The organism is Mycobacterium numidiamassiliense (assembly GCF_900157365.1).
In the GTDB taxonomy this organism is placed as follows: domain Bacteria; phylum Actinomycetota; class Actinomycetes; order Mycobacteriales; family Mycobacteriaceae; genus Mycobacterium; species Mycobacterium numidiamassiliense.
This window is the reverse complement of the sequence record NZ_FUEZ01000004.1, coordinates 1,236,203-1,249,245: the sequence shown is the minus strand read 5'-3', so window position 1 is coordinate 1,249,245 and position 13,043 is coordinate 1,236,203. Positions and strand designations below refer to the sequence as shown.

Here is a 13,043-nt window from a genome sequence, read left to right as displayed (position 1 = left end):
GATAACTAACCCCATCCGAATGCCCGATCCGCGTGGCGTTTCGGGCTGCGCATCACCAAGTTCGGTGACCTCTTCGGGGAATGCGGCATTGTCTTTACCGGCGCCGTCTCTAGCGCGGCCTCGCGGAGGACAGGATCGCTGGGTTCTTTCAGTTTCCGGTGGGCGGCATCAGCATCGACTGCCATGTCTGCTCCTTCGGGGCATTGTGTGCCAGGTTGGCTTGCGTGTATAGGTGTCCATCCGGACCTAGGTAGGTTCCCGTGGCTGGGTCGTAAGTTAGGGCGGCTATTGGAGGTGGCGCTGGTCCCGGTGACGGTGTGCCCGGGGGTGCCGGTAGTTGCGGTATCCCCTGGCCTGACAGGGTTGCGTTCGGGTCGCCCTTCCAGTTCATACCGTCGTTGAGCGGTACGTATTGCTCATCGCTTTCACACATCTTCACTGTCGGGGCGCGCTTGCCCGGAACGGTTTCACAGGGCGTATTCCGCACGCCACGCACATCCCAGAGTGAGTCCTGCGGCACCCGGCAATACAGGTCGCCAGCCGGGCGAGGGGGGTAATCGACCTCGGTGGCCACCCGCCGCTGCTGGACCGGGAGGAAGCCCGTGGTGCATGGTGGCGGCAAGTTCAGGTTGAGACTGAAGTCGAGGTAGAACCCTCTGTATGGCTGCTTGGTGTCCAGGTTAGGAACAAGCGCTCCCGCCATCATGGCCGTTCCTTGGGGCAGCAGCACCAACAACTGCTCGATGTCGTTGCGGTAGGTGATCGCCACCTGATCGACGCTGACTAGGTTGGCGAGCACGATCGGTAGCGTAGGCTGCAACCGCTCGAATAGTCGTCGGGCCTCGTCGGCGGCCTGGGCGCCCTTTTCGAGCAGCCCCGCGACGGCCGAGTCCTGTGTCTGCAGCTCCCCGGTCACGGTAGCCAGATTCGCTGTCCATGCCCGGATCGAGCTGGACGTGTCGGCCTGTGAGTCCAGCACGGGTTGGGATTGGTCGATCAAATTGGTCAAGGGGTCCAGATTCTTCCTCGCGTCGATGGCAAGGGCCGTCGATCCCTTGATGATCCGGCGGATTTCCGGCCCGAGGCCGCCGACGGCGATATAGCTTTCGTCGATCACGGTTTTCAGGTTGTCGTGCGGGATGGCCGCCAACGCTGTGTTGGTGGCATCTAGTAGCGAGTTGATGTCGACTGGCACCGACGTGCGGCTTCGCGGTATCACGTCGCCCTGACGCAGCGGCCGGGAGTTGCCGTCGCGCGGCAGCAGGGCGACGTATTGTTCGCCGACCGACGATTGGCTGTGCACTTGCGCGTCGAGATCCGACGGGATGTCGATCCCCGACTTAAGCGACAGCACGGCAGCGACGCCGGTGGAGGTCAGTCGCACATCTTGGACCCGGCCCACTTCGGTGCCGCGGTAGGTGACGTTGCCGCTTTTGTAGAGTCCACCTGACTCCGGGAGCTCGATGGTCACGGTGTAATGCCCGACCCCGGGTATCAAGTTCTCCGGCTTGATGTAGTCAAACACTGTGACCCAGCCAGCGACGATCGACACCAGCGTGAAGGCGCCCAGTTTTAACCAGATTTGCCTGCTCAACCTCATGTCAGGGCCCTTGATCCGCGCGATAGGGAAAGGTCAACGGGTTGCCGGCGGTGTAAGGGCTGGGCTGCTGGCCAATCGTGCGGCCCCACTGCATTTCCAATTCGGTCAGGTTGCCCTGCCACCGGGTACCGGTGAACAGGCCCGAGTCAAGCCGGCTTAGCGTCAAGTCGACCACCAGGGACAGGTTGCCGTACTCGCCGCGGAACCAGTTGGGGATCGTTTCCTTCACCCACGGGAAGGTTCCCAAGAAGCTCAGCGAACGGGTCAGGGCCGGACCGGCGTTGGCTAGCGACTGCAGTACTGGCGCGAGGTCCGTCAATTCCTGGACCAGTGCGTCCTTCGTCTGGTTGACCGAGTCGGCGGTCAACGCACTGAACTTGCCGAGCCGGTCGATCGCGTCGGCGAGCTTTTCCCGCTCATCACTGAGCACTGCCAAAGCTCCGGGGAGGGTGCTCAGCGAACGGTCAAGCACTGGTTTCTGTTCGGCAAGCTGACCGGCCAGCTTGTTTACGCTGTCGGTAGCATTAATGATGTCGTCAGTCTGCGCTTTGAGATGGCCGATGAACTCGTCAAGCTGTCGAAGCAGGCTTCTCAGATCGTTCTCGCGGCCGGCGAACGCCTCGCTCAGCGTTTTGGTGATGTCGTGAACCTGACCTAGCCCGCCACCGTTGAGCACCAGCGACAACGTCGCCAACGTCTGCTCAGTCGTGGGATAGCTGCTCCCGGCCGACAGCGGGATGAGCGAGCCGTTGTGCAGCCGCCCTTCGGGCGGGACACCCGTCGGCGGCGCCAATTCCACGTGCAGCGAGCCCAGCAGGCTTGTCTGGCCGATTTTGGCGGTGGCGTTCGCCGGCAGGTTGACGTTGCCGTCGATTCGCATCGTCAGCAGCGAATGCCAGCCCTCGCGCTCGATCTTGGTGACATTGCCGACCGTCACATCGCCCACTCGGACGCGGGAGTTCTGCTGGAGATTGGTGACGTCGGGCAGCTGCACTTTCACCTCAAAGGAGCCCGGCCCGCGGCCCGCAGTACCCGGCAGTGGTAACGAGTTCATCCCTCGCCAGCCGCAACCCGACACACCGATGCCGGCGACCGCCACCAGCACCGCCGCAATGATCTGCTGCCCCAAGCGTGAGCGCGCCATCATCGCCCCCCAGGCGGCACCATCATGCCCGACAGCCCCGCGGAGGGATTGGTTGTGACCGCCTCGGCAGGCCGCGGTGGCGTGGGGTTCGCCGCCGGTAGCTGATCTTGAGGTGCCGCTCCAGCTGGCGACGCATTCGGTGCTGGGGGCACGAAGTCCGGGCGCATCCAGTCTTCACTGTAAGTGACCTCGTTTGGCCGGGCCCGAGTGCCGACGAACAGGTTCTCGCCGAGCGGAGGGAAGTTGTATTGGCGGTTCTTCATAATCGGCGCCAGGTACTGCACACACAGCTTGGCCGACTGTTCGGCGTTTAGCCGCGACGCCGCCTGCACGGCACCACAGAGAAAGGAGATGGTGTTGGCGAAGTTGTTGACCATCAACGCCCCCGACAGGGCTCCCTGGGTGGGCCGCCAAATGTTGACGAGGTTTTGCAGCGCATTCGGAGCGACGTGCAGGGTTTGCTTGATGTCATCGAGGCTGTCGGTAACGGCCGTGGACAGCGACGCCAACTTGTCCGACGTGACACCCAGCGCATCCCGGTTTTCCGCCACAAAACCCTGGACATCACCGACGGCAGTATTGAGGTCCTGAACGGCCGCGCCCACCTTAATCGGGTCATTGGCCAGCAGTCCGGTCACATATGCCAGGTTGCGATTCAGCTGGCGCATCACTCCGGAACTGTTTTGCAGGGCCGCGACCACGGTCGCCAGATTCTTCACAGTGCTGAAGATGTCGGTGCTGTGATCACCAAGCACCGACAGTGCTTGCGACAACTCGATCACGGTGTCGCGGATGTTGGCGCCCTCACCGCGCAGGTTGTCGGCGGCGGTGTTGATGAACGAACCAAGCGGGGCGACGCCACCCGGTTGGGTAGGTCGCAGCGTCTGCACGAGCTTTTCGAGCTGGGCGCGAACGTCGTCCCATTCCACCGGGACGGCGGTACGCTCCTGCGGAATGACCGCGTCGTTTTTCATCGTGGGTCCGCCCGTGTACGCGGGTGTCAACTGGATGGCCCGCGAAGTCACCAGGGACGGGGACAAGATCACCGCCTTCGCGTCGGCGGGCACTTTGTACCTGCGGTCGTACCAGAACGTGATCTTGACGTGGCGGGGGTGCGGTTCGATCTTCTCGATCTTGCCCACCGGCAGACCCAGGATTCGCACCCCGTCACCGGCGAATATGCCGTTGCTGTTTTCGAAGTACCCGATGACGGTGGTCTTATCACCCCGGTCGGACTCACGCACAACCGTGACCAGCCCCGCAGTGAGTAACACCACCAACACGGCGGCCAACACACTACGGGCGTTTCGCGGGGCCATCACTGTCCTCCCTCCCCGCGAATCGGTGCGATCGGACCCGGCGGCGGCCCCGCAGGCACCAGCGCCGGCGGGCCCGGTGGCGGTCCGCCGGGCGGCGGTGCCGGAAGGGGCTGCCGATAGGGATAGCGCGGATCGCCGGGCTTACCCGTAATCGCATCGGGCAGTGTCAGATTGGGCTCGCCGCCCTGGCCTGTCCGCGGAAACGGCACCGGCAGCGCCGGCGTCCCGGGCTGGCCCACTGGCGGGTCAACGAGCTGTGAGGGGGGCAGCACGCTGGGATCAAGGCCAAGATCTGAGAACGCCGCATCCACGAAAGGTTGCACGAATTGCCCCGGCAGCAGATTAGCGATGTAGGCCTTGAAGAACGGCGCTCCCGACACCGCTTCACCCAGGGACATTGCATAGGCATTGAGCAACTGGATCGATTTCTGCACCCGCTCTTTTCGGTTGTCGACGATTGTCAGGACGCCGTTGAGCTTGTCCAACGCCGGCCGTAACTGGGCGCGGTTGTCGGCGACGAACCCAGACAGCTGCTTGGCCAGCGCAGAGACGTGGTAGGCGAAGGAGTTCAGTGCGTTGCTTTGGGTTTGCAGCTCCGCCATGAGCGCGTCGGTGTGCTTAATCAGACTGGCGAGCTGGTCGGCGCGGGCGGCCAGCACCGCCGTCACTTTGCTGGTGTTGGACAGCAGGTTGCGTAGCTGCGCGTCGCGCGCATCGATCGTCTGGGACAGCTGAGCGACGCCACGGACCGCGGTCTTCAACTCCGGCGGGGTGTCCTGAAACGCCTGCGCCAGCGTGGCCAGCGAGTCGGAAAGCTGGTCAGTGTTCAAACCGCTGATTGTGGTGCCCAGGTCACCGAGCGCATCAGGCAGCTGATAGGCCGGTGTCGTCCGTTCAAGAGGAATCGTGCCCGCTAGCAGGCCATCGCCGCGCGGCGTGACCTCAAAAACCTTGGTGCCCAGCACGCTTTTAGTCTTGACCGCAGCCTCGGTGCGGTCCCCGAGCCGGATGTCCTTAGCGACCGTAAACTTCACCAGCAGTCGCGGGCCGTCAAGCTCGATGGCCGACACCTGGCCCACCCGGCAGCCGAACACTTGCACGGCAGCCCCGGCCCTGAGGCCCCCGGCCTCGGCCAGGTAAGCCGAATATTCGTTGCCGCCGGAAAAAAACGGCAGTTTGTCGTACTGCGTTGCCGCCAGCACTGCGCCGGCGATCACCACGCAGCCGACGGCGCCGATGATCAGGGAATTGCGTTCAGCGAAGGACTTCATCTGGGTGTGCACCTTCCGGTGGCCTGGCCGGCCAGCTTGACGTACACCGGCTGGCCACCCTTGCCGTTCAGCTTGAGCAGCACTTCGCACAGGTAAAAGCCGAAGTAGTCGCCCGAGAGGCCCTGGCGACCCAGCTGCTGGTAGGCGTCTGGGAGGGTGTTGAGGAAGTCATCGACGTAGGCGTGATCGGCGACGACGATCCCGCTCGCCCGATCCGTCTGGCGGACGGTGTTTTGCAGCGCCGGCCGGGCCCGTTGGAGCAGGTCGGCGATCGACGCGGACGCCGCGTCGATCGAGGCCACCCCGTTGCTGATGTCGGTTTTTCGGTCAGCGAGCCCCTTCATCAGGTCCGATACGGAATCGATGGCCTTTGCGAACTGTCCGCTTTGATCGCCAAGCGACCCCAGCACGATGTTGAGGTTGGCAATCACTTGCCCGATGAGCTCGTCGCGGTCGGCCAGCGTGCTTGTCAGCACCGAAGTCTGCGCCAGAAATGAGCCGATCGTCGCTCCCTGGCCCTGGAACGCCGAAATCAACTGGCCGGTCAGCGCATTCACCTGTTCTGGATCCAGCGCCTGAAACAGCGGATGGAAACCGCCGATGAGCGCGTCGAGGTCCAGCGCCGGCGCCGTCCTGTCCAGCGGGATGGTGTCTCCCGGTTTCAGTTGTTTGACTCCGCCGGCACCCTCCTCGAGGGCCAGGGACCGGCCGCCGATCAGATTGTCATAGCGGATCACTGCTTTGGTGCCCTCGGTCAAAATCACCGACTCGTCGGCGGAGAACTCGACCACCGCGTACGCGCTTTGCTTAATGGAGACCTTTTTGACCTTGCCGACCTCGACGCCTGCGATGCGGACGAAGTCGCCGCTGTGCAAGCCGCCCACGTTGCTGAACTCTGCGTTGTAGGTCTTGACCTTTTCGAAGCGCAGCTGAGCAAAAACCGCGAACAGCGCGAACAGGCCCATCAGGCAGACCGCGACGAAGACGGCGAGCCGCCAAGCGGCGCCGGCGAAGTTGTCCCTCAAGGTTTCGTTCCCGAAATCTGAGGGGACGCAGATGGCGGTGCATCGGGCGGCGGCGCCCCAGGCGGTCGTGGATACAGCGGCGTCCCGTCCGGTGCGTACGGCGGCGCTCCATATGGCGGGGCACCCGGACTGGGAATCGGCCCGGGCGCCGGCCCCGGGATGCACTGCCGGATGCTCGGCGGTTCGGGGACGGCCCGGGTGACGGGGAAGTAGTCGGCCCAGCAAGGATGCCCGATACCGGGGTTGGGCCGGATGTCAAGTCCGGTGCCCCAGCCGGTGTTGGTTATCAGTTGACGGATCGGATAGGCCTTGCTGGCGTCTGGCAACGATCCGCAGCCCGGCTTGCCGCCGGGTCCTCCCTTGGCGGCAACGATGGGCAGGTTGTCGGGGTAGTTGTATAGGTCGTCGCCGAGCAGGAACGTGGCGTCGAGAACCCCTGAGAATCCGTTGCCGCCCATCACGTCGCGGCCCCCGTTGTCGATGAACCATTTGGCGCCGAGAAGCAAGCAGGTGTATTCGGGGTTGTATTTCATCAACAGGTTCGTGGTCGGCTCGAGCAGGTTGACCGCGCGGATGAAGTTGCTTTGGTTGGGTCCAATCAGATCGATGCCCGCGTCCGAAAAGCCGATCGTGTTCAGCAGCAGGGCGTCAAGGGCCGATGCCTGGCTGGTAATCGTCGAGCTGGTCGTGCTCAGTGCCGACAGCGTCGCGAGGATGTTTTGTGCGGCGGCGCCGTAAGCGTCGCTGAAACCGCGCAGCGACCGAAAGTCTTGCTGCACGGCGCTCATTCGCGGATTCAGCGTCATCAGCACCTGGTTGGCGTCGGTGGTGGCCTGCCCGATGGCGCTGCCCTCGCCGCGAAGCCCCTCGGCCAGGGCGCTCAACGTCGCGTTGAGTTTGGCGGGATCAATCTGCTTGAGTACGAAAACCAGGTTCTGGAAGACGGTGTTGATCTCGGTGCTGACGTTGCGCGACCGGAGCACTTCTCCGGCGGAGATGCGCGTAGCGCTGGGATGGTCGGGATAGATCAAATCGACATATTTGGAGCCGAATACGGTGGAGGCCCTGATCTGAGCTCCGATGTTTGCCGGGATGTTTTTGACCTGGTCAGGGTCTATCTCCAGCTGCAGGCTCACCGGTTCCGTCCCCCCGGTCACCGAGCCGACCTGACCTACCTGCACTCCGCGCAGCCGCACCTTGCTGCCGGGCTCCATCACCAGCCCCGAGCGGTCAGAGGTCAGCGTCACCGGGACGAACGATCGGAAGGTCCCGTTGAACAATGCGCATGCCAAGACGATCAACGCGATGATGACCGCGAAAAGGGTGGTCGTCCACCGCCCGAGGTGGCGGTCATCTGCTGGGTCTAGGGATTCCATGGCGCTACCCGAGCGAAGCGGTGAAACCGCCGCACCGCTCCTGCTTCATCGTTGAAACGACGAGGGTGAGCAAGCCAGAATACGAGATCACCGCTATGCCCCCGAGAAGTGGAAGTTGCCGGTCCGTCCGTAAATGGCAAGCGACGCAAACAAAATCACAAGTACCACCGAAACCAGGGAGGTACGCACCGACCGACCCCCCACCCCGGCAGGCCCACCCGAAGCGGTGAATCCGTAATACGTATGCACCAGCATCACTACGAGGCCCATCAGGATCGCCTGCAAAAGCGACCAGATGATGTCGGTCCCCTGAAGGAACGTGCGGAAATAGTGGTCGTAGACACCGGTCGACTGGCCGTAGACAAATGTTGTGGCGAATCGGGCGGCCAGAAACGACATCCACAGCGCGATGCAGTACAACGGGATCACCACAATCACACCGGCGATGACCCGGGTGGAAGCCAGGTAGGCGATCGAGCGGATTCCCATGACCTCCAGCGCGTCGATCTCCTCATTGATCCGCATCGCACCCAACTGCGCAGTCGCGCCGGCGCCGATGGTGGCCGACAGGGCAATGACCGCGGTCAGCGGAGTGACAATTCGGCCATTCAGATACGCGGACACGAAACCGGTCAAAGCCTCCACACCGATTCCGCTGAGCGAACTGTATCCCTGGATCGCGACAAGCGAACCGGCCGACAGGGTCAGAAAGCCGACGATGCCAACCGTGCCACCGATAACCGCCAGCGCTCCAGCGCCCAAGCCCATCTGCGCGATCATGCGCAGCGTCTCTGCTTGGTACCCGGTGACGGCGTCCGAGACGGCGCGCAGCGTTCGGGCGTAGAAACGCGCCTGCGCGCCCATCCGCCGCCACCCGCTAACCCACCCATCCAGTTGCCGCATCACCCGCGGGAACCGCTGACTTGCAACGATGTGGATGCTCAAATCGTGACCTTCACGCCAACCGCGGTGACGATGACGTCGATGACGAAGAGCGACATGAAAGAGAAGACGACCGTTTCGTTCACCGCGTTGCCGACCGCAGCGGCGCCACCCCCGACCGAGATGCCCTTGTAACAGGCGATCAGGCTGGCGGTCAGACCGAAAAGCCCGGCCTTGATCAACGCGATCACCAGCTCCGGCGCACCGGTGAGCAGTGTCAGCCCCGCCGCGAAGGCCCCCGGTGTCACGTGTTGGACAAAGACCGAGAAGGCAAAGCCACCGATGAGGCCGGTCAGGATCACCACACCCGACAACAGCAACGAGACAAAGGTTGCAGCGAGCACCCGGGGCACCACCAGCGCCTGGACCGGGTTGATCCCGAGCACCCTCAGCGCGTCGAGTTCTTCGCGGATGGTGCGAGCACCGAGGTCGGCGCACATCGATGTCGCGCCGGCGCCGGCAACTACCAACACCGTCACGATCGGGCCGATCTGCGTGACCGTGCCAAGTGCGGCGCCGCTGCCGGAGAAATCGCCGGCGCCGAACTCAACGAGCAGGATGTTGAGCGTGAACACGGTGAGCACTGTGAACGGGATCGACAGCATCACCGTCGGCGCGAGCGACACCCTGGCTACAAACCAGCTCTGCAGGACAAGCTCGCGCCCAGCGAACGGTCGCCGCGGCATCTGCAGCAAAGTATCTAGCGCCAGCGCAAAAAAATCGCCTAGGGAGCGAAGGGGTCTGGCGACATTAGTCTGCAAGATCAACGCCGCCTTTTTCAGTGCGGTTCGCCTGGCGAGGCCGCATACAGCCGGGATTTTCGTCCCGGCCCAGTGCGCCAGTTGCCTCGCAGAACTCCCGCGTTGGGTCCGCCCATTGATGCTGGCCACTGCAAACGGCACGGGCCCAGCGTCGGCAGCGAGTGTCACCTGATGGGGCTGGACGGGTGGCAGTGCACGGGCATCCTGTTCGTGTTAATCGTTCGCTAGGGGGCAAACGCCCGGCCGCTGCCCATGGGCCGGGGACCGGAATGCGCGAATCAAACGGCGTCGACCCGACCGAGGTTGTCACACGGCCGGCCGTTTCGCCGTGCCGCGGCCACGCTCACGTCGCTGCCCCATCTCGCTGTCCTCCCTTGAAGTTGCTGGAACGCCGATAGATGGCCAATACAATCGGGCCACAAACGATGCCGCATAGCGGTGAGCTACGCCGCGGAGGGCCTTACCCCAGCCCCGTGGTCGATCGCGGCCGCGCTAATCCTCTGCAGCGTGCTAGAAGCGGGAGCATCGCAGTTTCGTGGAATGTCATCGAAGATACTTTAATTTTATAACAATAGTTAGGTCAAGGGTCCGCGTTGACTCGCGAAAAATGCGCGCGTAGTCCTCTTCGTTGCCTCAGCTGAGAATGCGCGCGTAGGGCGCGCCTTCCCGGCTCGTGAGCGCGGCCTCGGTAGGCCCAGTCGATGGGGTTAACGTTGGCCGAGCGCAAGGCTGTGACGAAGACGATCGCGACCCGCTACAAGCGGGCGGATCATGCCGGCATGGGCCAGATCCTCGACGAGTTGTGTAACTACCACCGGTTGACGTCGAACCATGCACGCAAAGCGCTCAAGGCGGCGCTGCCGTCACGCGGCCGAACGAGTCCCCCGACCGCACGACGTACGGACCGAAAGTTGTTGCGGCGCTGGTGTTCTGTTGGGCGATGCTCGGCATGACCGCAGGTAAGCGCCTGGCACCGATCCTGGGCGGGCTGGTGGCGGTGCTGCGCTTCCCGCGCACAGCGAAGTTGGGATTGCGCTTCTGGGCGAAGGCTCTGGTTTCTTCTTGAATTTCCGTACAAGAGGTCGACCGCCGACAGGCCGGGTGTCATTTGCCAGGATGATGGGACCACCTGTTTGGCCAGGGGGTAGGGACCACCTGTTTGGCTCAGTTGACACCACCCGGACAACCTCTGCCTAACCAGTTGCCGATAGTTTTGGTTCGATAATGTACACGCTCACGGTTATCCACCCCCGCATCCCGGAGGCAAGCTAATGCCGCTACGACCAGGTCGGCCGCAGTCGATCACCGAGCAGGTCGCCTTGGCGGCCAACCACGAAGGCCCCGACTTCGATACCACTGTCCTCGGCCTGACTCTGGCGATGTTTCGCACCGCGACGGCCTTCGAGCGTGCACACGCCATCGAGCTCCAGCCGCATGGACTCAACACCGTCCAGCTCAATATCTTGACCGTGCTGGACCGCGCACCCGAACCCGTGACTATGGGCGCACTGGGTCAGGCAGTGTCGGTTCGCCCAGCCAATCTCACCGGTGTCGTCGACGGGTTGGCCCGGCGCGGTTACGTCGAACGCATCTCCAACCCGAATGACCGTCGCTCGTTTCTCATTCAGATCGCCACGAAAGGGCGCGCCTTTCTGCGCAAATTCCTACCCCGTCACTGGGCATACTTACACAAGCTGATGGATGGCCTGACCCCCAAGCAGAAAGCTCAACTGGAATCCCTGCTCGAGCGTTTCCTTGAGTCGATCGAGCAGAACAGCCCGTCCACCACCGATGGTGCCGATTTGCTTCTGTTTCGCGGTCGGGCGCGCCCCAATCGACGTAAAGACCAGGTTGCGTGGTAGAGCTGGGATGGGTTGCTGTTTGCGGTAAGTCTGGGGTTAAAAGCCAAAGAGGGGTTTAGCGACAATGTCTGCAACGCAGCGATGTTCGATGTCAGCGTCGACGGTCGGCACCCCGTTCCTTAGCCAGTCGTCCGTTGGCTACGCTGCCGTCGGTGCGCGCGTCCGCCGGTCGACGTGGAGTTAGGTCCCCTCTGTGCAGGAGTCGAGCGTCCCCAACCCGAGCCCTTTGTGACCTGACTTTTATCAAACTAGTGCGTACGTAGGCCGTGGATCTTCGCGAGAGCTTTGGCTAGGTCGGCCGGTGGGGCCTCGGCGGCGGTCAGGGTGTGGTTGCCGGCTTGGATGGTGACGGTGCGGTAGCGCCGAGCAGATCGGATGAATTTCTTGATGCTCCAACCGGTTTGGTGCTCGATCCAGTGCGATACGGCCATGGCCGCGAACACCACGCTCAAGTGGGCTTCGATGGAGTCGCGGGTGCGGTGGTAGATCGGGCGGGCCTGCAGATCGTGCTTGGACATTCGGAAGGCCTTTTCGATGCGCCACAGCTGGTGGTAGGCATCGATGACGAACTGCGCAGGCTCGCTGGTGAGGTTGGTGGTATATCCCTTCCAGCCGGCCAAAGCCCTGGTCTTAGCCTCCAAGGTGCGATTGACCGATTTGGTCGCTCCCGAGAGCTGGATGTAGCGGTTGCGTTTGACCGGGGCATGCCCGTCCACGGCGCGCTCGGCCTTGGCCACTTGTTCGTCGATCCCGCGCAGCGTGCGTCGGGCCCGGTCGTGGCGGTACTGGTAATGGATGACCCGGTCTGGGATCCCGCGGGCCTTCTCCGCCGACGTCGATGGCCAGGGCTGGGTCAATACCAACCCATCGGGAACAGCTTCGTCAGGGTGTTTGTCGCGCCACTCGCGCACTACGCCAGGCAGATACGGGATGCGGGCACCGAGGATGAACGACAAACCCGCGGCTTGCAGGGCCACCTGGTTGGCTTCAGAAATCATCCCGGCATCGGCGACCACCGTGACGTCGGTGAGCTGATGCGCAGCCTTGAAGGCGTTGATGACCGGCACCATGGTGGCGGTCTCAGCCTTATTGCCCTCAAAGGCGGCCACCGTCAACGGGAACCCGGCCGCATCGGTCAACAAGCCCAGGGTGATCTGCGGGTCTAGCCGCCTCTCTTTCGAGAACCCGGGCTCACGGAACCCGTCGCCGGCGTCGGTCTCGAAGTGCAGTGTGGTGACGTCGTAGAGCACCAGGCTGGCCGGTCCCAACTGCGCATGGGTAGCACATGCAGCCGAAAGCACTTGCCGGAAAGCCGGTTTGGCGAATATCGGCAGGCGACGGTTGAGCGTCGGATATGACACGGGTGCCACGCCGGTTTCCTCGATGACCCGCAGGGAATCGGCCTTGCTCGTGGGCTCGATGATCCGTGCGAGCACCAGCTGACGGAACACTTCGTCGCCCTCAGCGGCCTGCTCGAAGCCCAGGATTTCATAGGTCGCGCACAGTGCGTCCCACAGCTGAGCGGCCTTCGAAGAGGTGATCGGCGGTCGACCACACGATCTGCACCGCCGTGGCCCCCGAGGACGTCTTCACGGTGCGCACGTAAGCCACCACCCGCACCCTACGAGCCCCCGCTAGTGCACAAATCCGCACCAGGCAAACGACAAACTCACAGGTCAGCGCACTAGCGGATCGCCAGACCCGCAACAGTGATAAAAGTCAGGGTAGAGCTGGGATGGGTTG

The 13,043-nt window shown here is 63.2% G+C and carries 10 protein-coding genes and 1 pseudogene; 2 read left to right on the top strand and 9 right to left on the bottom strand.

The genetic code is table 11. The annotated features are described in order from the left end of the window. Positions 1-148 precede the first annotated feature (148 nt). The 8 genes from MNAB215_RS14610 to MNAB215_RS14575 form a co-directional block, all read right to left on the bottom strand. The gene (locus MNAB215_RS14610) at positions 149-1,600 is read right to left on the bottom strand and encodes an MCE family protein (RefSeq protein WP_077079490.1); all 1,452 of its coding nucleotides are present in this window, start codon (positions 1,598-1,600) and stop codon (positions 149-151) included. A gap of 1 nt (position 1,601) precedes the next feature. Further along, complete coding sequence (locus MNAB215_RS14605; RefSeq protein ID WP_077079489.1) at positions 1,602-2,744, bottom strand: virulence factor Mce family protein; 1,143 nt, start codon at positions 2,742-2,744, stop codon at positions 1,602-1,604. Beyond that, on the bottom strand, positions 2,744-4,063 hold the full coding sequence (locus tag MNAB215_RS14600; RefSeq protein WP_077079488.1) for an MCE family protein: 1,320 nt from the start codon (positions 4,061-4,063) through the stop codon (positions 2,744-2,746). The genes MNAB215_RS14605 and MNAB215_RS14600 overlap by 1 nt, the downstream gene beginning before the upstream one ends. Next, on the bottom strand, positions 4,063-5,334 hold the full coding sequence (locus MNAB215_RS14595; RefSeq protein WP_077082014.1) for an MCE family protein: 1,272 nt from the start codon (positions 5,332-5,334) through the stop codon (positions 4,063-4,065). Before MNAB215_RS14595 ends, MNAB215_RS14600 begins: the two co-directional genes overlap by 1 nt. Continuing rightward, entirely contained in the window at positions 5,331-6,359 is a 1,029-nt protein-coding gene (locus MNAB215_RS14590) for a virulence factor Mce family protein (RefSeq protein WP_077079487.1), read from the bottom strand. The genes MNAB215_RS14595 and MNAB215_RS14590 overlap by 4 nt, the downstream gene beginning before the upstream one ends. Further along, positions 6,356-7,735: an MCE family protein gene (locus tag MNAB215_RS14585; RefSeq protein ID WP_077079486.1), complete on the bottom strand. Its 1,380-nt coding sequence runs from the start codon at positions 7,733-7,735 to the stop codon at positions 6,356-6,358. Before MNAB215_RS14585 ends, MNAB215_RS14590 begins: the two co-directional genes overlap by 4 nt. Positions 7,736-7,828: 93 nt before the next feature. Then, entirely contained in the window at positions 7,829-8,638 is an 810-nt protein-coding gene (locus tag MNAB215_RS14580; protein ID WP_165691642.1) for an ABC transporter permease, read from the bottom strand. A 38-nt stretch (positions 8,639-8,676) separates the two neighbouring features. Next, on the bottom strand, positions 8,677-9,438 hold the full coding sequence (locus MNAB215_RS14575) for an MlaE family ABC transporter permease (RefSeq protein WP_425436453.1): 762 nt from the start codon (positions 9,436-9,438) through the stop codon (positions 8,677-8,679). 940 nt (positions 9,439-10,378) lie between these two features. Between MNAB215_RS14575 and MNAB215_RS30530 the strand changes: the two genes are divergently transcribed. Together MNAB215_RS30530 and MNAB215_RS14570 are read left to right on the top strand one after the other, a co-directional pair. Further along, positions 10,379-10,504 carry a hypothetical protein gene (locus tag MNAB215_RS30530; RefSeq protein ID WP_281253325.1) on the top strand — a complete coding sequence of 42 codons (126 nt, stop codon included), beginning with the start codon at positions 10,379-10,381 and terminating at the stop codon, positions 10,502-10,504. A gap of 205 nt (positions 10,505-10,709) precedes the next feature. Beyond that, entirely contained in the window at positions 10,710-11,300 is a 591-nt protein-coding gene (locus MNAB215_RS14570; protein ID WP_077079483.1) for a MarR family winged helix-turn-helix transcriptional regulator, read from the top strand. A gap of 248 nt (positions 11,301-11,548) precedes the next feature. Here MNAB215_RS14570 and MNAB215_RS14565 read toward each other — a convergent pair. After that, positions 11,549-12,911, bottom strand: a pseudogene (locus MNAB215_RS14565) (IS1634 family transposase). Between the last annotated feature and the right edge of the window lie 132 nt (positions 12,912-13,043).

Excerpts from the sequence above, each read along its gene's own strand:
- MNAB215_RS14610 (WP_077079490.1), bottom strand. The coding sequence starts at position 1,600 with ATGAGGTTGAGCAGGCAAATCTGGTTAAAACTGGGCGCCTTCACGCTG.
- MNAB215_RS14605 (WP_077079489.1), bottom strand. The coding sequence starts at position 2,744 with ATGGCGCGCTCACGCTTGGGGCAGCAGATCATTGCGGCGGTGCTGGTG.
- MNAB215_RS14600 (WP_077079488.1), bottom strand. The coding sequence starts at position 4,063 with ATGGCCCCGCGAAACGCCCGTAGTGTGTTGGCCGCCGTGTTGGTGGTG.
- MNAB215_RS14595 (WP_077082014.1), bottom strand. The coding sequence starts at position 5,334 with ATGAAGTCCTTCGCTGAACGCAATTCCCTGATCATCGGCGCCGTCGGC.
- MNAB215_RS14585 (WP_077079486.1), bottom strand. The coding sequence starts at position 7,735 with ATGGAATCCCTAGACCCAGCAGATGACCGCCACCTCGGGCGGTGGACG.
- MNAB215_RS14580 (WP_165691642.1), bottom strand. The coding sequence starts at position 8,638 with ATGCGGCAACTGGATGGGTGGGTTAGCGGGTGGCGGCGGATGGGCGCG.
- MNAB215_RS30530 (WP_281253325.1), top strand. The coding sequence starts at position 10,379 with ATGCTCGGCATGACCGCAGGTAAGCGCCTGGCACCGATCCTGGGCGGG.
- MNAB215_RS14570 (WP_077079483.1), top strand. The coding sequence starts at position 10,710 with ATGCCGCTACGACCAGGTCGGCCGCAGTCGATCACCGAGCAGGTCGCC.